Origin of the sequence: Saccharothrix longispora (assembly GCF_031455225.1) — a bacterium.
GTDB lineage: Bacteria > Actinomycetota > Actinomycetes > Mycobacteriales > Pseudonocardiaceae > Actinosynnema > Actinosynnema longispora.
This window is the reverse complement of the sequence record NZ_JAVDSG010000001.1, coordinates 2,232,578-2,250,588: the sequence shown is the minus strand read 5'-3', so window position 1 is coordinate 2,250,588 and position 18,011 is coordinate 2,232,578. Positions and strand designations below refer to the sequence as shown.

Annotated in this window: 8 protein-coding genes; all 8 read right to left on the bottom strand. The window is 73.8% G+C overall.

Annotated elements, in window-relative coordinates; genetic code table 11:
• Positions 1-189: 189 nt before the first annotated feature.
• The 8 genes from J2S66_RS09190 to J2S66_RS09155 all read right to left on the bottom strand — a co-directional run bounded on the left by J2S66_RS09190 (position 190) and on the right by J2S66_RS09155 (position 17,990).
• Positions 190-1,260 (bottom strand): hypothetical protein, encoded by a 1,071-nt coding sequence (locus tag J2S66_RS09190; RefSeq protein WP_310306204.1) that lies wholly within the window; start codon positions 1,258-1,260, stop codon positions 190-192.
• A gap of 10 nt (positions 1,261-1,270) precedes the next feature.
• Positions 1,271-1,684: a YbaB/EbfC family nucleoid-associated protein gene (locus tag J2S66_RS09185; RefSeq protein WP_310306202.1), complete on the bottom strand. Its 414-nt coding sequence runs from the start codon at positions 1,682-1,684 to the stop codon at positions 1,271-1,273.
• A gap of 93 nt (positions 1,685-1,777) precedes the next feature.
• A complete protein-coding gene (locus J2S66_RS09180) occupies positions 1,778-5,092 on the bottom strand; it encodes a right-handed parallel beta-helix repeat-containing protein (protein ID WP_310306200.1) in 3,315 nt (1,104 codons plus the stop codon).
• Positions 5,089-7,914, bottom strand: a complete 2,826-nt coding sequence (locus J2S66_RS09175) for a hypothetical protein (protein ID WP_310306198.1) — start codon at positions 7,912-7,914, stop codon at positions 5,089-5,091. The genes J2S66_RS09180 and J2S66_RS09175 overlap by 4 nt, the downstream gene beginning before the upstream one ends.
• Position 7,915: 1 nt before the next feature.
• A complete protein-coding gene (eccB, locus tag J2S66_RS09170) occupies positions 7,916-9,271 on the bottom strand; it encodes a type VII secretion protein EccB (RefSeq protein WP_310306195.1) in 1,356 nt (451 codons plus the stop codon).
• 3 nt (positions 9,272-9,274) lie between these two features.
• Positions 9,275-10,663: a type VII secretion integral membrane protein EccD gene (gene eccD / locus J2S66_RS09165; protein WP_310306193.1), complete on the bottom strand. Its 1,389-nt coding sequence runs from the start codon at positions 10,661-10,663 to the stop codon at positions 9,275-9,277.
• A complete protein-coding gene (gene eccCa / locus J2S66_RS09160) occupies positions 10,660-14,643 on the bottom strand; it encodes a type VII secretion protein EccCa (RefSeq protein ID WP_310306191.1) in 3,984 nt (1,327 codons plus the stop codon). Before eccCa ends, eccD begins: the two co-directional genes overlap by 4 nt.
• On the bottom strand, positions 14,640-17,990 hold the full coding sequence (locus tag J2S66_RS09155; RefSeq protein WP_310306189.1) for a WXG100 family type VII secretion target: 3,351 nt from the start codon (positions 17,988-17,990) through the stop codon (positions 14,640-14,642). Before J2S66_RS09155 ends, eccCa begins: the two co-directional genes overlap by 4 nt.
• Between the last annotated feature and the right edge of the window lie 21 nt (positions 17,991-18,011).

Below are 18,011 nucleotides of genomic sequence, written 5' to 3'. Positions count from 1 at the left end.
CGCAGGAATCCCGTCAGGCGCTGGTAATGGGGTTGGTGGTGGGGTCGCACCGCAGCTCGACCAGGATCACGTGGCAGCGCACCGGAGAGGTGGACGCGGTGGGAGCCTGGCCGAGGGGATCACGTCCGCGGGACGGGAAAGCCCGGCGAACGGTCCTCCGACCGCGCCGGTGACCGGCTGGGAGCCGCTCTAGGAATCACTGTCGTCGGCACGGGAGGCGGGCACCCCCTGCGTCGCCGCGAACACGTCCGACTCCGTGGCCGGCTCCCACAGCCCTTCCTCCGGTGGCGTCACCGGAACCCCCTCCACCGCCGGGAACGTCTCCACACCCGCCCCCGGGAGCGGCGTCGACAGATCCCCCTCCCCCGGCGGCGTCGCAGCCCACACCTCCGACGGGAAGGACACCGGCCCCATCTCCTCACCGGGCTCCACAGGCGGTTCCTCCCTGGACGGCGCGAACGGCGCCAGGACGCCGGGCCGCAGTTCGCCCTCCACCGCCTCGTCCAGGGTGTGCTCGCCGTAGGACTGGAAGAAGCCCTTCGACCGCCCGTCCGCGCCGGTGAGGACGAGTCGCTCACCGCCGCCGGGCACGTCCGCGCCCAGCGGGGCCAGCACGCCGATCTTCTCGCCGTGCGCGTTGACCAACTCCTGGGGCGTCGACGGGATGCCGATCCCGCTCCAGTCGCGCTGATCGGTGGCCCCCCGGCCGTGGACCACGCCCTTGCGCTGCGGCCCGGTCGTCGGTGACGGCGGGGGCGGGACCGGTTCGCCGGTGGTCCCGGGCACCACGGCCCCCTGGCTCACGTCGGGGGCCGAGGTGCCCGACGTGGCGGGGGAGATCAGGGCGCCCCGGGCGATCTGGATGTTGTTGTCCTCGGTCTTCTCGTGGCCCTGGGCGAGGAGGCCGACGCCATCCGCGATGCCGTGCAGGGCATTGCCGATGTTCTGGATCCCGGTCAGGATCAGGTTCGTCGTCTCCAGGTAGGCCGGGACGAACTTCTCGACCGTCTCGTCCCCCATCGCCTCATCCATGGTGCGCTTGATCGGGGGCTTGAGCAGGAAGCTGAAGGTTTCGGCGAGAGCGTGGAAGACGCCCGCCTGGACGCCGTAGCGCGCCGCGGCGGCCCGCAGCTTGTCCGTGTCGACGGTGAGGGGTTCGCCGGTGCCGCGCGGCACCGGTGTCGTGTCGGGCAGGGACACGGGCGGTACCGTGACGTCCAGGGCCTCCCCGCCGGTGGTTCCCGATCTGTCGGCGGCCATCGTCTTCTCCTCAGCCCTCGGTCCGGAGCACGGCGCGCAGAGGTTCCGGCAACCCCGACTCGGGGGGCGTGAACGCCTCGATGTCGAGTTCGCCGGAGAACATGGCCTTGGCGTCCAGGCCGGGCGGCATCTGCGGCGCCATCAGGGCCGCGGCCTCGTCGGCGGCCTTGCGCTGCGCGTCGGTGATGGTGTCGACCAGGACACCGGCCAGCTCGGCGGGCGGCATCTTCTTGTAGGCGGGGGTGGGGAACTTGACGTCGGTGACGAGGCCGCCGTGCCCGACGGTCACCGACACCACCTTGCGCGGCGCGGTCGCGGTGGCGCGGATCTCCCGCAGCCGCCGCTGGATCTCCACCATGGCTCGCTGCTGCTCCTGGAACTGGGACAGCAGCTGGTCCAACTGCTCGGTGTGCGAACTGGGCATGACGACCTCCTCGGTCAACGATGCGGTGCGGGTGGGCGCGCGGACAACGCCCGTGGGCGCGGGTGACCTGTTGGCGAAACCGGGTCTGCCCGATCAGCCCACGGCGGCCAGTCCGCCCGACGCCGGTGAACGCAGGTCGGCCGCGGTGAGGGTGCGGGACGCGGCGGTGGCGGCCAGGCGGTCGGCGAGTTGGTGCGCCCCGTGCGCGGTGCGGTCGGCGGACCCCTCGACGCGGGCCCGCAACGCGGCGATCGCGTCGTCCGGCACGTCGTGGCCGCGCCGCGCCAGGTGTCGCACCGCCATCCGCACCAGGTCGTCCACGTCGTGCTCGGTGAACTCCCACGCCTCGGCGAAGCACTCCGCCAGCAGGTGGTCGAGCCCGAGGAGGTCGCGCACCGCGCCCCGTTCGCCCAGCAGCAGCACGACCACGCCGTCCGCGTCCCGGCGGACCGCCTCGACCAGCGCCTCGGCGGTCTCCACCCGGCGTTCCACCGAGTCGGTGAGCCACCCGGCGTCGGCGTCGAGCACCAGCACCCCGCCCGCGGCGTCCTCGAACGCGCGGCCCACCAGGCTGGCGGCCTGGCCCGGCCACCGAGGGCACAGGTCCACGCCGACGCGGACCCGCACGACGTGGCCCGCGTCGAGCAGGCCGAGTTCGGCCAGGGCCTGCGCGTAGAGCCGGGCCACCTCGCTGCGGCCGGTGCCGCGCGGGCCGGCCAGCACCGCGCTGGCCTGCCGTGCCACGGGCCTGCGCCGCTGCTTGAGCCCGCACAGCCGCAACGCGGTGCGCCCCAGCGCCTCGCGCACGTCGGCCAGGCCGTGCAGGGCGCTCAGCCGTCGCCAGGCGCGGCTGGCGGCCAGCGCGGCGGCCGGGTCCGTGCCGACGTCGGGACCGCCGGCCGACGGAGCCGCCGCACCGAGGGCCGCGATCTCCGGCGCCAGGTCCGCCGCGCTGAGCCGGTTGAAGTCGGAGTCCTTGGCCGGAGGCTCGTTCGCCAGGCGCGACGCCTGGTTGTTGACCATGGCCTCGAACAGCTTGCGCGCCACGCGGCCGTTGCCGAAGGTGTCGTTCTTGGGCACCCGGTCGAAGTAGTCGGCCAGTGCCGCCACCGCGTCGTCGGACAGCTCGTAGTAGTGCTTGCGGCACAGGTTGGCGGTGATGGTGACGAGTTCGTCGACGCTGTAGTTGGGGAACTCGATGGTGCGGGTGAAGCGGGAGGCCAGGCCCGGGTTGGAGGCGAGGAACTTCTCCATCAGCTCGGAGTAACCCGCGACGATGACCACGATCTCGTCGCGGTGGTCCTCCATCATCTTCATCAGCGTGTCGATGGCCTCCTGGCCGAAGTCCGGGCCACTGCCCCCGGACTGGCTCGACAGGGTGTACGCCTCGTCGATGAACAGCACCCCGCCCATCGCCTTGTTCACGACCTCGGCGGTCTTGATCGCGGTGGCGCCGATGTACTGGGCGACCAGGTCGGCGCGCGCGACCTCGACCATGTGCCCGCGCGAGAGGATGCCCAACTCCGCCAGCACCGAGCCGTAGAGCCGGGCGACGGTGGTCTTGCCCGTGCCGGGAGGACCCGCGAACACCAGGTGCCTGCTCATCGGCGGCATGGGCAGGCCCAGCTCCTTGCGGCGCTGGCTCATCCGGATGAGGTTGATCAGGCCGATGACCTCCTGCTTCACGCCGTGCAGGCCGATCAGCGAGTCCAGGTCGGCCAACGGCCCGTCCAGGGCGACCGAGCCGTCCGGGTCCCCGTTCGCGCCGCCGGTCGGCCGGGTGCCGGGCAACCGGTCCGCTCCGGGCCGCTCGGCGGGCGCGGGCCCGACCCCGACGGCGACCTGGCGCTCGTCGGTGACCAGGCCGGTGACGGTGAGCCGGTCGTGCTCGACGCGCCGGTGCACGGGTGTGCCGCCGCTGCCGGTGACCGTGCAGCCGACCACGGAGGCGTCCTCCTCGGTGTCCAGCAGCACACCATCGCCCGCGCTGCCGGTGACCTCGCTGTCCTGGACGTCGGCGCGCCCGCCGCTGTGCACGTGGACGCCGTGCCGGCGGGCGTCGCGGACGCGGCACCTGGTGGCGTTCAACGCCCCGCCGGCGACTTCGAAACCGTCCGCGGCGGCGGCGACGACCTCGCCGTCGCGGACGGTGGCCATGCTGTTCTCCCCGACGCGCAGGCCGCCGCCCCGCAGCAGCGCGGAGGCCACGGTGGCGCGGGCGCCGCCGGAGAGCGAGACGAGGTGCTCGGCGCGGCCCGCGACCCTGAGGTCACCGACCTCGGCGCTCACCTCGCCGGACAGGTCGAGCCCGATCCCGTCGCCCGCCGACACCTCGGCGTCGGCCAGCAGCAGGGTCGACCGCCCGGACAGGGCGACGGTCGGGCCGGACGCCGGCTCCGCGTGCAGCCCTCGGAGTTCGACCCGGGCCTCGGCGCGCACCAGCACCGCGCCGTGCGTGGAGCCGCCGACCCACAGCTTGGTGAACCGGGGCGTGGCCTCGCCGTCCACGACGACGCCGATCGGGCTGTCGTCGACGCGGCAGTCCTCGAAGCGCGGCGCGGCGGAACCGGTCACCTGGACGGCGTTGCGGCCCGCGCCGACGAACCGGCAGGCGCGCAGCAGGGGCGTCGTCGCGCCCGCGAGGTGCGCGGACTGCACACCCGCACCGGTGAACCGGGACTCGGCCACGGTCACCTCGCCCGTGCTGGTCAGGTACAGGTCGAGGCTGCCGCTGCCGCTGACCTCCAGGTCGCGGATGTCGGCGGCGGCCTCGCCCTCCACCACGACGGCGGGCTTGCCGGTGTCGACGACCTCGCAGTCCTCGACCACGGCGCGGGCGCGCCCGTTGACGCAGATGCCGTTGCCGCCCGCGCGCAGCACCCGCACGCGGCGCAGCACCAGCACGCCGTCCTCGGCGACCACCACGCCCGACGACGCGGCGTCGGCGATCTCGGTGTCCTCGACGCTGCTCTGCGCGGGCGAGGTGACCACCAGGCCCGCGCCGCCGGTCGCGGTGAGCGCGCACCCGCGCAGCGAGACCCGGCCGCGTCCCCTGGCCAGCACGGCGGCCCACGACGCGCTGGACACGCGGCAGCCGTCGAGCGCGACCTCGCCGCGCCGGGCGTCGAGCGCCGCCACGTCGTCGGCGGCGCCGGTCAGCACCAGGCCGGTCAGCCGCACGGCCTCCGCGTCGACCACGACGACGCTGCCGGTGGCCGCGCGCACCTCGACGGTGCCCGGTCCCTCCTCGGCGCTGAGCGTCACCATCCTGGTGAGCACCAGGTTCTCGTCGTAGCGGCCGGGCAGCACACTGATCATCGCGCCGTCGCGGGCGTCGGTGAGCGCCGCGCCGATCGTCGGGTACGCGTCCAGCCGGTTCTGCGCCACCACGAGCAACTGTCGGTTCATGCCTGCGACCTCTCCGCTCGGGCACTGCGGACCAGACCCGGCAACGTGTGGAACCTGGGCACCGCGTACGCAGGGGTGCGCGGGTCGCGCGAGGCCGAGGCCCACTTGTCGGCGCTGCCGCGCAGCGCGACCGCCGCCAACTCGTCCAGCGACACGCGGTTGCGGTCCACCCGGCCGGTGGCGTCGATCTCCCCCGCGGCCAGCTCGCGCAACAGGACCCGGCCGCGACCGCCCTCGGCGGGTTCGGTCAGGCCGAGCACCTTGAAGCTGGTGCCGGGGACGAACAGCACCCGGTCGGTCATGCCGCTGACCTCCGGTTCCAGCAGCCGCGTGCGCCGACCGGTCATCGACCACACCAGCACGTCCACGTCGCCTTCCTGGCGTGCGCAGGGCGCGCTGAGGGCGTTGAGGAACCCCCACTCGGTGACGAGCTTGCGGCCCCGGTAGAGCTCCCACTCCTGCTCGGTCATCGAAGTGGTGAACACGGCGATGCCCCGGTGCGAGGGCAGGCGGCTCAACCCGGAGACCGCGCAGCGCGCGAACGGCACGTGCGGGCCGACGACGGCGGTGCGCAGGGCGTCGTCCACCCCGTCCCCCTCGGGGGACAGGTAGAGGCGGACGGCCACCGCGTCGGTCAGCAGGTCGGACGAGCGGCCGGTGGACCCCTGGAAGCTGGGGTGCTCGGACAGCACGCGGGCCACCGAGTTCGCCACCGACGAGAACTGCTGGTTGAGGGTCTTGCGCAACCAGGTGCGCTCGTCGTCCAGGCCGCGCTTGGGCACCACGGCAGCCGCCGCCGCGGCGGGCACGGGCTGCACCCGGGTGGCCGGACCGGGCCTGGTGTCCCCGGTCGGTCCGGTCGCCTCGGCTGGCCCGGCAGGCGCCTGGTCACGGGGTGGTGGGGCCGACGTGTCGGGGGGCTGCACATCGGCCCCACCGCTCAGGGGGGGTGCGCCGACAGGTCTGGTGCCGACCGGCGGCACAGCCTGGGCACCTCCCCCGGTCGTCGGCGCGGCGACCGGCGAGACGCCGGCGGGCGGCACGGCGACCGGCGCGACGGTGACCGGCGGCGCGGGGCTCGCCGCTGCCGGGGGTGCGGTCGGCGCGTCGGGCACCGCGGGCGGCGGGGTGGGGGTGACAGGGGGTGTGGGGCCGGGCGGGGGCGGAGGGCTCGGAATCGAGGCACCGGGAGTCGGGGCAGTGGGAGTCGGAGCAGCGGACGGACCCTGGGTGGCGGGGAAGCCCGACTCGGTGCGCAGCGACGAGGGGAGCACCGGCGCGTCGTCCGGTGTGGGGCGGTCGGGCGCCAACCGACTGCCGATGCCCGGTTGGCGCCGGGTTTCCGCGTCCAACTCGTGACCCACCGGCACCAGGTCCACGACCGGCGTGGGCACGGGTCCGGCCACGAACTCGGTGGCCGCCTCGACCACCGGCGCGCCGGGACGCGTGCCGTCGGGTGGCGCGGAGACGGAGGGCACGGAGGCGGACGGCGCGGCGACGGGGGGCGCGGCGGCGACCTCACGGTCCGGTTCCTCGTCGATCCCCGCCATCGCGCGGCCCGTGGAGCGGACGCCGGGCCGCACGATGGCGCGCGCGGCGGCGGGCAGCACGTCGCTCATCCAGCGCGTCGTCGGGTCCAGGCGGGCGACCAGGTCGTCGGCCAGGGCCCTCATCCGCCCGGCGGTCGCCTCGTCGGGGGCCTCGAACAGCATCAGGTGCCGCTCGGGGTCGACCGGCGTCGACCGCACCGAGTCGGCGTGCTCAGGCTCCTCGGGCGGGCGGACCCACATGCCGGCGGGCACCACCTCCACCACCGCGTCGGGCGCGTACCAGTACACCGCCGGGCCCACCTCGGACACGCCGTGCACGGGCGGCCGGTGGCTGACCAGCCGGGGTGGCGGGGTGGTCCCCTCGGGCTGGGGCGTGTAGGACAGCTCGCGCGCGGCGCTGCGCCAGCCCGGCGCCCCGCCGGCGCGGATGGTGTAGACGTCGGGGTCGACCACGGAGCCGACGGGCAGACCGGTGTACCAGACCAATTCGTCGCCGATGAAGTTCGTCAGCGCCTGCTCGGAGGAGCCGCCGTCCGAGGCGGACAGCTGCCCGTAGCGCAGCAGCCTGGTCCGCCCCTTCAGCTGGGTCGGGAGGCCGGCCCAGAAGCGGGCCACGTCGTCGAACGAGATCGACGGCGCGCCGGGGCAGCCGAGGACCAGGGTGAGCACGTCGGGCTGGCACGGCAGGTTCTCCTGCAACCGGGCGCGGTGCACCCGCAGCTGCCCGTCGTCGCACGCGGGCCTGATCCACACCCCGCCGCCGAGGGGTTCGGCGATGCCGGTGGCGCTGGTGGCGACGGGGTCGGACAGCGCCTCGGACTCCCAGATGGGCTTCGGGAAGCGCTTGGACTCCCAGCGCGGCGGCTTGCCCGGCTGGAACCTGATCCACCCGCTGTGCCGCCCGGCGTCCACGAACAGCGAGCCGCCCACGCCCGGCAGGATCGCGCCGTCGGGGGCGATCACCGGTCGGTTGAGGCGCTCGGCCAGCCACTGGCCGGCCAGCGCGGTGGTCTCGCGGGACCGGCCTCCGATGACGATGCGCACCCCGCGCCGGGGCCGGGGCATCAGGTCCGCCACCGATTCCCAGGCGGAGAAGGGGCTGCCCGTGGGCAGGTCGACCACGACGAGGTCGTGGTGGGGGTCCACGGCCACGACAAGGGCCAGGTTGCGCGCCTCGGGGGTCAACTGGTCCCGGGGGTGGACGACCAGGGCGTTGCCGATCATGCGGCTGGTCATCTCCACGCCGCCGCGCCGTTCGGTCATCGGGCTCATGTCAACTGCCTCTCTTCTCCACCACGCCGAGGGCGCTGCGCGCGAGCGCGGGCCCAGTGGGCACCGCGGCGAGCACATCGGCGGCCACGGGGGTCGGCGCGATGCCGCCGAACCCCAGCGCGGCCACCGAACCGTCGTCGGGCAACGAGTACTTGACACCCCGATCGGTGATCAGGAAGCGGTCCGGCTTGCGCCCGTCCGCCACGGGCACGGCGGCGGCCAGCACCCCCGAGGAGGGCTTCAGCCGCACGGCGGCGGTGGTCCCGGTGGCCTGCGCCGGGCTGTGCCCGGGGTCGGCGGTCACCAGTTCGCTCACCACCCGCGCGCCCTCGGGCCGCTGGCGCAGGCACACCGCGCGCTCGGGCCCGTCGCCGTCCAGCAGCGAGGTGGTGCGGTCCAGGGCGGGCAGGCGGGAGACCAGCGAGGTGTCGGCCGAGCGGGGGGCGGCGGCGAGCGCGGCGGTGTCCAGCGGTGAGACGCCGCGCCGCAGCTTGGCCTGCACCAGGACCGACTCGATCCGCGACAGCGGCGCGAGGCCGTCCTCACGCAGCACGAAGTGCTGGGTGCCGCCGCCCGCGGTGGCCTGCTCGAACAGGTCGCCGATCCGGCGCGGCGCGCCGGCGACCGACGGCCCGCCCTTCCCGTCGTCCGCCACGTCGGCGGCGCCGATCACGGGGCCGTCCGGCAGGGCGTCCAGCCACGCGGGTGGTGCCGCGACCGGCGGTCCGGTGCCGAGGCCCAGCGCGACCGGGACGGTGTCGTCGGCCAACCGGTGCTTGCGGTTGCCCCACAGCAGGTACTGCCGGCCCGCGGAGGCGACCCACAGGTGGCTGTCGTCACCCGCGTCCGCGGCCTGCGCGCCGGGCACCAGGTCCAGCCCCATGCCACCGCCGGACTTCGCCAGGCACAGCAGCCACGGCCCGGTGACGAGGGCGGCGCGGTCCGGCACGGCGTCGGGTGCGCCCTCGATGCCGACCTCCGGCCCCCGCTCCAGCCCCGCCAGCGACACCCGCTTGATCGTCTCGACGTGCGCGCCCTCGCCGACCAGCAGCAGGGCGGACGCGTGGTTGGACACCGGCACGAGCACCCCGCCCCGGTGGACGTAGGTCGCGCCGGTCTCCTCCTCGACCAGGATCGCGCCGGGCTGCTTCCACGCCTGCGAGCCGCCCGGCTTGATCAGGCCGTAGACGCCGAAGCCGACGCCGATCAGCAGTGCCAGCACGATGCCCATGACCAGCCCGAACAGGGCGCGCTTGGCGGGCGGCTCGCCGTGGCTGGTGTCGCCGAGCAGCAGGGCGGAGCTCATCCGCCCGACCATGGTCTGGTAGGCGTGCAGGTGGTCGCGCTGGGTCTGCACGGTTCACCCGGCCAATCCGCGCGCCCACGCGTAGACGGCGAGGACCTGGAGCAGCACGGGCAGCACGGCCACGCCCGCGCAGATCTCCAGGACGTTGGCGAGGTGCCCCCACAGCGGCAGCGGACGGCGGTGCAGCGGGCGCAGCGCGGCGGCCACCAGCAGCACCGCGACACCCAGCAGCGCCACCAGCCCGGTGATCCGCCAGACCGGTTCGAGCAGCGCGAGCAGCACCACCGCGTGCGACAGCGCGCACCACGTGCCCGCCAGCGACAGGGCGGTGCGCTGCACGACGTTGCGGAACTCCCTGGCCCGCAGCAGCAGCAGCGCGGTCAGCAGCCCGGCCATCACGTGCCCGGACCAGGCGGCGTCGGTGAACAGCACGGGCACGGCCACCGCGAGCACCGGCGCGGCACCCACCGCGAGCATGGTCAGGTACTGGTCGGCCTGCCGGGTCCGGGCGACCAGGTCGGCCGCGGGCTCGGGCTCGACGTCGATCTGGAGTTCCTCGGCCGTGCGGGGCAGCTGGGGGCCGCGCAGCCGGGCGGCGCGGGTGGCGATCTTCGGCGTGAACAGGGTGAGCAGGAAGAAGGTCGTGCCGGTCACGGCGGCGGTCTGCGTGCCGCTCAGCTCGACGCCCAGGAGCAGCCAGCCCGCGAGCACGGCGCCCAGCGCGAGGACCACCACCACGCCGAACGGCACCACCGGCAGGTCGCGCACCACGAGGCGTTGCAGCACGAGCGGCAGCAGGGAGCAGGCGAGGGCGGCGACCGCGCCGACGAGCACCCCGACGGGGGCGACCTCGCCGTCGGGGCCGGCGAGGCCGATCAGGCCGGTCAGCCAGGCGAACCCGCACCCGGCCACCCCGGCGATGGCCGACAGCGGCCGGTCACCGCTGGTGCGGGCGACCGCGACCGACGCGACCAGCAGCACCAGGGCCAGGGTGCCCGCCGTCAGCGCGAACGCCATCGTGGTGGGCGCGGCGAACAGGGCGGCGCCGATCGTGGCGAGCACGACCGCCGACAGGCCCAGGAACAGCCTGCGGTTGGCCGCGTCGCTCCACCGGTCGCCCTGCCTGCCGATCGCGGTGGCCATGCCCTCGGCGACGTCGTCGAAGTCCAACTCCGGCAGCGGGTCCTCGGCGGGCGAGAGGTGGAACTGGTCGCCGTCGAGCCAGTCCAGGGTCTCCGGTGTGCCGTCCGGGTCGAGCGGGGCCTCCCCCAGCCGTTGCAGCACCCAGGAGCCGTACTCGGCGCCGCGCTCCTCCTCGGGCACGACGTGCTCGACCAGCACCGGGATCAGCTCGGCGACCGGCGTCGCCACGGGCACCGCCAGGTCTGCCTTGCCGGCCGGTCCGACCACGGTGACGCGGCACAGCGCCGCGGCGGCCGTCACGACCGGTCCCCGGCGAGCTGGGGCACGGGCACGAACCCGGTCTGCACGAGCTTCACGCCGCGCCGGGTCACGAGCTGGGCCCGGCCCGCCGGCAGCGTGCGCGGCGGGGCCTCGCCCAGGAACTTTCCTTCTTCCTTGGGGTAGGAGAACAACAACGCGGGGGTGCCCAGTTCCCACAGCCGGCGCAGGACGGGGTCCATCATGCCTCTCATGGCGTTGGCGCTGCTGCGCGCGATGATCAGGTGGAAGCCGATGTGCACGCCCTGGGCGAGCATCGGCAGCAGGGCGTCCAGGGGTGTGCCCATGCCGGAGCCGGCACCCATCAGCTCGTAGTCGTCGACGACGACGAACAGCTGCGGGCCGTCCCACCAGTCGCGGCGGCGCAGCCGGTCGGAGGAGATGTCCGCCCCCGGGATGCGCTTGTGCAGCGACACGGCCGCTTTGTTGGCCAGGTCGGCCAGCGCGTCGTTGCTGACCGCGTGCCCGGCGAGGTAGTCGTCGGGCACGATGCCGTCGAGGTCGCGCTGCGAGTCGCCCAGCACGATCTTCACCTGGTCGGCGCGGTAGCCCTGGACGACGGAGCGCAGCACCAGCCGCAGCGCGTTGGTCTTGCCGGTCTCCGCGTCACCCATCGCGATCAGGTGCGGCACCACCGAGAAGTCGTGCCACACCGGTGCCAGCCGCTGCTCGTCCTGCCCTAGGCACACGCGCAGGTCCCCGTCCGGCGGGGGCAGTTCGACCACGGGCAGCTTGGTCGGCAGCAGCCGCACGGCGGGCGCGTTGCGGCCCGGCCAGAAGGTGCGGATCTCCTCGGTGATGGCCTTGGTGACCGAGGTCAGGTCGTCGGTGTCCGAGCTGCCGTCCAGCCGGGGCAGCGCGGCGAGGAAGTGGTAGCCGGAGCTGGTCAGGCCGCGGCCGGGCTGGTTGGGCACGGTGGCGGCCTTGCGGCCCTGCACCTCGGACTCCATCGCGTCGCCCAGCCTCAGCTCGAAGCGGGTGCCCAGCACGTCGCGCAGCCACGGGCGGATCTCCGACCAGCGGGAGGAGCTGACCACGAGGTGGATGCCGAACGACAGGCCGCGCGCGGCGATCTCGGTGAGGCTGCCCTCCAGGTCGGCGTAGTCCTGGCGCATCGTGAACCAGCCGTCGACGACCAGGAACACGTCGCCGTACGGGTCGTCGATCGCGCCGGTGCGGCGCGCCTTGCGGTAGGCGTTCATCGACTCGAAGCCGCGTTCGGCGAACGCCTGCTCGCGCCGCTCCATGATCTGCGTGATCTCCTGCACGGTGCGCGTGACGCGGTCGCGCTCCATGCGGGTGGCGATCGAGCCGACGTGCGGCAGGCCGCTGATCGACATCAGGCCGCCACCGCCGAAGTCCAGCCCGTAGAACTGGACCTCCTCGGGCGTGTGGGTGACGGCGAGGGCGAGCACGAGGGTGCGCAGCAGGGTCGACTTGCCGGTCTGCGGGGCCCCGACCACGCCGACGTGGCCGTCCGAGCCGGACAGGTCGGCGGCGAGGATCTCGCGCACCTGCTCGTAGGGCCGGTCGACCACGCCGACCGGGATGCGCAGGTGCCCGCGCACCGCCGCGTCCAGCACGGTCATGCCCAACTCGGGGTGGGGCAGCACGCTGGGCAGCAGGGTGTCCAGGCTCGGCGCGTTCGCCAGCGGCGGCAGCCACACCTGACGGGCGGCGGCGCCCGCGCCGGACAACCGGTCGATGAGCACCTCGGCCAGGCTCGGCGCGTCCGCGGCGACCTCCGGTTCGTCCCGCTCCTCCTCCTCGTCCGGTTCCTCGACGGCCTGCACGTGCTCCAGGGGGTGGGCGTGGGTGTGGAACGGCAGCACCCGGCTGTGCGCCACGGCGGTCGTCTCCGTCGTGCCGACGGGGGCGGCCACGGCCGTCGGCCCGGACACGTAGGCGCTCTTGAAGCGCACCAGCGTGGTGGTGTCGATCTTGAGGTAGCCGTTGCCCGGCGCCGAGGGCAGCTCGTAGGCGTCGCCGACGCCGATGACGCTGCGCGACTCCATCGAGGAGAACGTCCGCAGCGCGATGCGATAGGACAGGTGGCCCTCGACGCGGTGGATGCGGCCCTCGTCCAGGCGCTGCGACGCGAGCAGCAGGTGCACGCCGAGGCTGCGCCCCAACCGGCCGATGGAGACGAACAGCTCCATGAACTCCGGCTTGCTGCCCAGCAGCTCGCTGAACTCGTCCACCACCACGAGCAGGGTCGGCAGCGGCGGCAGCTGGCCGCCCGCCAGGCGGGCCTTCTCGTAGTCGAACAGCGAGGAGTGGCCGCTCTCCCTCAGCAACTCCTGGCGGCGGATCATCTCGCCGTTGAGCGAGTCCTGCATCCGGTCCACCAACGGCAGCTCGTCGGCCAGGTTGGTGATCATCGCCGAGGTGTGCGGCAGCCGGTCCATGCCGAGGAACGTCGCGCCGCCCTTGAAGTCGACCAGCACGAGGTTGAGCACCTCGGACGAGTGCGTGGCCACCAGCGCGCACACCAGGGTGCGCAGCAGCTCGCTCTTGCCCGAACCGGTCGCGCCGATCAGCATCCCGTGCGGCCCCATGCCGCCCTGCGCCGACTCCTTGAGGTCCAGCTCGACGACCTCGCCGTCCTCGGTGACGCCGATCGGCACCTGGAGCCGGGCGCGCTGCGGCGTCTTGTTCCGCCACTGGGCGGCCACGTCGAACGTGTGCGGGTCGCGGATGCCCAGCAGCGTGGTCAGCTCGAAGTCCTGCTCGAACGGCCGCTCGACCACGTCGATGGTGCCGCTGGTGCGCTTGGGGGCGAGGAGCTTGGCCAGCGCCTCCGCGCGCACCCCGCTGAGGCGGTCCCGCACGGCGGTGCCGGTGCCGTCGCCCACGGCGAACTCCACCACGTCGTCGCGGCAGGTCAGGCGCAGCACCTTGGCCCCGCCGGGCATCACGCCCGTGACGTCGAGCAGCACCGTGTTGCGCAGCCCGCCGCCGAGCAGCGGCGAGGAGCTCGGCACGTGCGCCAGGTGCGCGACCACCACGAGGAACGGCTCGGTGACGCTGGGGAAGGCGGACTTGTCGTGCTCACCGCGCCCGGTGGCCTCGGGCCCGAGCAGGGTCATCAGCTCGTCGTGGTCGCACGCCAGCATCGGCAGCGGACCGCCGGCGCCGAGGGCCGTCGGGTGGACGTTGTGCGGCAGCCACTTGACCCAGTCCCAACCGGGCTGGGTGGCCTCACCGGCGAGCACCGCGACCCGCAGCTCGTCGGGCGCGTGGAAGGTGACCAGCTGGGCGAGCATCGCCCGCACCAGCTCGACCGCCGCGTCCGGGTCTCCCGCGAACTCCACGCTGGTGAAGCTGCGCAGCCCGACCGAGATCGGGATGCCGCCCACGGTGCGGTAGGTCTCGCCGAATCGCCGCAGGGAGATCGCCGACAGCGGCTCCAGGTCCTCGATGGGCTTGGTGGACGGTGGGGTGAACTCCATCGCCGCCTGCTGGGTGCCCAGCCCGATGCGGACGCGGGCGAAGTCGTCGTGGCTGCCGCGCCGCTCCCACAGGCGCGGACCGCGCGCGACCGACCACAGCCACGACGGGTCGGGGTTGTTCCAGGCCACCGCCGCGCGCTGCTCGTCGGCGGTCTTGCGGGCCCGGGTGCGCAACTGGTCGATGTAGCGCAGGTAGTCGCGGCGCTCGGAGTTCAGCTTGCGCTTGCGCTCGGAGCCGGCGCGGCCGAGCTGGCTCAGCCCCATCGTGATCATGGCGATGCCCATCGAGCCGCCCATCACGTAGATCATCGGCGACGCGCCGGCGCCCGCCGACGAGAACACCAGGATCATCGCGATCGGACCGATGGCCATCGGGATGAACATCAGCGCGGAGCCGAAGTCCCGCGCGGCGGGCTCCGGCATCACCGGTGGCTCCTGGAGCTCCTCCTGCCCCTCCGGCAGTTCGGGGCCCGCCGCGCGGGGTCGCCGCTTGACCGTGGTGGTGCTCATTCGATGACCCCCGGCGTGCGGGCCACCGGAGCGCCCCACACCCGCTCGTCCTGCTTGAGCAGGTCGCCCGCGGTGCGCTCGGCCTCCTCGTCCTCCTGGGGCTCGACGACGTCCTCGACCTCCTCGGGCACCTCCTGGTCACCCGCCATCAGCACGCTGTCGTCGGGGTAGTAGGGCTTGGGGATGGAGTTCTCGCGCGGGCGGGGAGCGGGCGTCGGCTGCACCCGGACCGCCGTGCTGGACGAGTGCTGCCACGGGGCGTCGTCGCGCAGGGCGTAGTCCGGTGTGGACTCCTGCTCCTCGTCGCGGTCGCCTCCGGACGCCCCGGAGGCGAGCCACAACAGCCCTCCGGCTCCGACCGCACCCCAGGCGCTCGTGTCCTCGTCGGCGTCGAAGTCGATGACCGGCACGACGTCCTCGTCGACGGCCGGCGGCGCGGCCGGCTCGACGTGCCCTGGCACCAGGCCGGCCGTGACGATCTCCCGTTCCCTGCGCGGGCCGCCCGAGGCGCCCTCACCACCGACGCGATCCGGTTGCCTGGCGGGCGGGTTCGTCGCGGGCGGGTTCGTCGCGGGCGGTACCGCCGCCGGCGGCGCGGCCATCGGCGGCACCACGACGGGCGCTACCACCGCAGGGGGCACCACGGCAGCCGGGGGCACCGACGGCGGAATGGCCCCTTCCGCAGGCGCGACCGGCAGCGGCGGTGCCGGCGGTTCCGGGGCGAACGCGACCGGCTCCGCGACGGGTACGACGGGGACGGCGGGCGTCACCTGCTCGACGGGCACGACGGGCTCAACGGGCACGACAGGTGCGTCGCTGGTCGGGACCGCTCCCTGCGGAGCCACGGCCCATTCCTGTGGCGTGGTCGGAGGCACGTCCCGGAGTTCCTGCGGATCACTCGACGGCGGCAGTCCCACGCCTTCCCAGGGCCGCGACTCGCCACCGATCAGACCCGAAGCATCGGAACGATCCGTCGACGCACCACCAGGAGGCGACATCGGAGCCATCGGCGGCATCATCGGCGGCACACCGGCACCACCCACAACACCCGTCTGCTGCTGCGACGGCGCAGCCCACTCCTCCGGCTCCACCGGAGGAACCTCGGTCAAGCCCTGCGGCTCACCCACACCGGGAGAACCGCCGGCCTCCCACGGCCGCGACTCGCCACCGATCAGGCCCGAAGCGTCCGAACGGTCCGCCGACGCACCACCAGGAGGCGACATCGGAGCCATCGGCGGCATCATCGGCGGCGCACCCATACCCGCACCCGACGCACCACCCACCGGCACACCACCACCCTGCGGCGCAGCCCACTCCTCCGGCCCCACCGACGGAACCTCGGTCAACCCCTGCGGCTCACCGACATCCGGCAACCCGCCACCCTCCCACGGAGCCACCTCACCACCGATCAGACCCGAAGCATCGGAACGGTCCGCCGACGCACCACCAGGAGGCGACATCGGAGCCATCGGCGGCATCATCGGCGGCGCACCCATACCCGCACCCGACGCACCACCCACCGGCACACCACCACCCTGCGGCGCAGCCCACTCCTCCGGCTCCACCGACGGCAACTCCAGACCGGCCGGGCTCTGCGGATCACCCAGACCAGGGAGTCCGGAGCCCTCCCAGGGCGCCACCTCGCCACCGATCAGACCCGAAGCGTCCGAACGATCCGCCGACGCACCACCAGGAGGCGACATCGGAGCCATCGGCGGCATCATCGGCGGCGCACCCCGGTCACCAGGGGACGTGCCGAGGGCCGGGGGCTCTCCGGCGACCCAGTCCGCGGGCGAAGCGAGGTCCGGGGGCAGGGACGGCCCCGCGCTGTCCAGCGAGGGAGGCGGGGTGGCGGTGAACTCGGCGGGCATTCCAGGGCCCGAGCCGGGTGCTCCCGCGCCCGATCGGCCGGGTGGGCTGAACGGCGCGGGGCGCGGGATGCCGCCGGTGGTCGGCAGCGGTATCCCGCTGGCCGGGTTCGGCAGCGGCGGGACGATACCCGGCAGTCCGCCGGGCGCACCCGACCCCACCCCTCCCGGTGTGAACTCCCCCGGTGTGAACGCCGCCGGGTCGGGCAACGACAACGGGGGCACGCCCCCCGGAGAGGTCAGGTCCACCCCCGGCAGCGAGCCGGCTCCCGGCGGTCCTTCCGGGTTGAAGGCGCCGGGACCGGGAATCTCCGGCTGCCCGGAGCCGTCCAGGCCGCCGAGGCCGCTGCCCGACGGCGGATTGGCGCCCGAGAGGTCGAATTCCTTGACGCTGGGCGGTGTGGTGTCCCCCAGGCCGGACTGCGGGATCCGGATATCCGGCGAAGTCGGGTCCCCCGGACCGTCCTGGCCGTTCCCGAGGTCGAGGTCGAGGTCCTTGAACGGGTTGTCGAACTCCAGGTCCTCGGGGAGGTTCGGACCACCTCCGCCGTCACCGCGGTCGCTGAACAGGTCGTCGAAGTCGAACTCCGGGATGTTCGGGCCGTCCACATCACCGCGGTTGCCGAACAGGTCGTCGAATTCTTCCTGGCTCATCCCCCCGCCGAGGCCACCGCCCAGCCCCGGTGTCGGGACGGGCTGGGCCTGCTTCTGGAGTCTGACGTTGTCATAGTTGGCCGCGAGTGTCTTGAGCACCTTGCGCATGTCGTTGCTCATCATGTCGACGACCTGCTGGTTCCAGTTGATCCAGATGTTGCCGTTGTCCATCCGGTACTCGATGCTGCTGTGCCCGCCCCGGGGGTCGATGATCGGCTGCCCGGTCCGGGGATCGTGCTGCAGGTCGTGGCCGTCGTACGCCTCCGCGATCCGGATGATCTCGTTGGTGTAGTGCCGGTTGATCTCCCAGACGGTTTGGCGGGCCCATTCCAGGTGGTCGCCCGCGCTCCACAACTGGTTGGGAGCCGATTGGCTGCCCAGAGGACCGCCCCCGATCTGCTCGGCGGCGTTGCGGAACGCCTGGGTGAGCGGCTTCATCAGCGCCTGCTGGAACTGGGTGGCCGCCTCCCCCTGCCAGGGCCCGTCTTCACCGGTGAGGGCTTCGACCTGCTGATCGAGGCTGACAGCGACCGCTCCGAGCGCTTCCTGCACCCAGCGCAGGTCTGTCGCGGCGTTCCACAGCGACGCCGGATCGGACACCGTCTTGGTGCGCTCCTGGAGCAGGTCCCGACTGATCGGGCGACCGTCGGCGTCGGTCTTGCCGACCGCGGCCGCACCGGTGATCACGGCCTGGATCTGCTTCCAGTCCATGGCGTCGTAATCCGCGGCCGACCCGCCGCCACCGCCGACACCGTAGACCGCACCGGTCTCCTTGTCCGTGGTGGTCGTGCTGGTCTTGGTATCCGGCCCCTCCGGAGTGCTCATCCTCGATCGCCCTCAGCTCGT

Excerpts from the sequence above, each read along its gene's own strand:
- J2S66_RS09185 (WP_310306202.1), bottom strand. The coding sequence starts at position 1,684 with ATGCCCAGTTCGCACACCGAGCAGTTGGACCAGCTGCTGTCCCAGTTC.
- eccCa (WP_310306191.1), bottom strand. The coding sequence starts at position 14,643 with ATGAGCACCACCACGGTCAAGCGGCGACCCCGCGCGGCGGGCCCCGAA.
- J2S66_RS09190 (WP_310306204.1), bottom strand. The coding sequence starts at position 1,260 with ATGGCCGCCGACAGATCGGGAACCACCGGCGGGGAGGCCCTGGACGTC.
- J2S66_RS09175 (WP_310306198.1), bottom strand. The coding sequence starts at position 7,914 with ATGAGCCCGATGACCGAACGGCGCGGCGGCGTGGAGATGACCAGCCGC.
- J2S66_RS09155 (WP_310306189.1), bottom strand. The coding sequence starts at position 17,990 with ATGAGCACTCCGGAGGGGCCGGATACCAAGACCAGCACGACCACCACG.
- J2S66_RS09180 (WP_310306200.1), bottom strand. The coding sequence starts at position 5,092 with ATGAACCGACAGTTGCTCGTGGTGGCGCAGAACCGGCTGGACGCGTAC.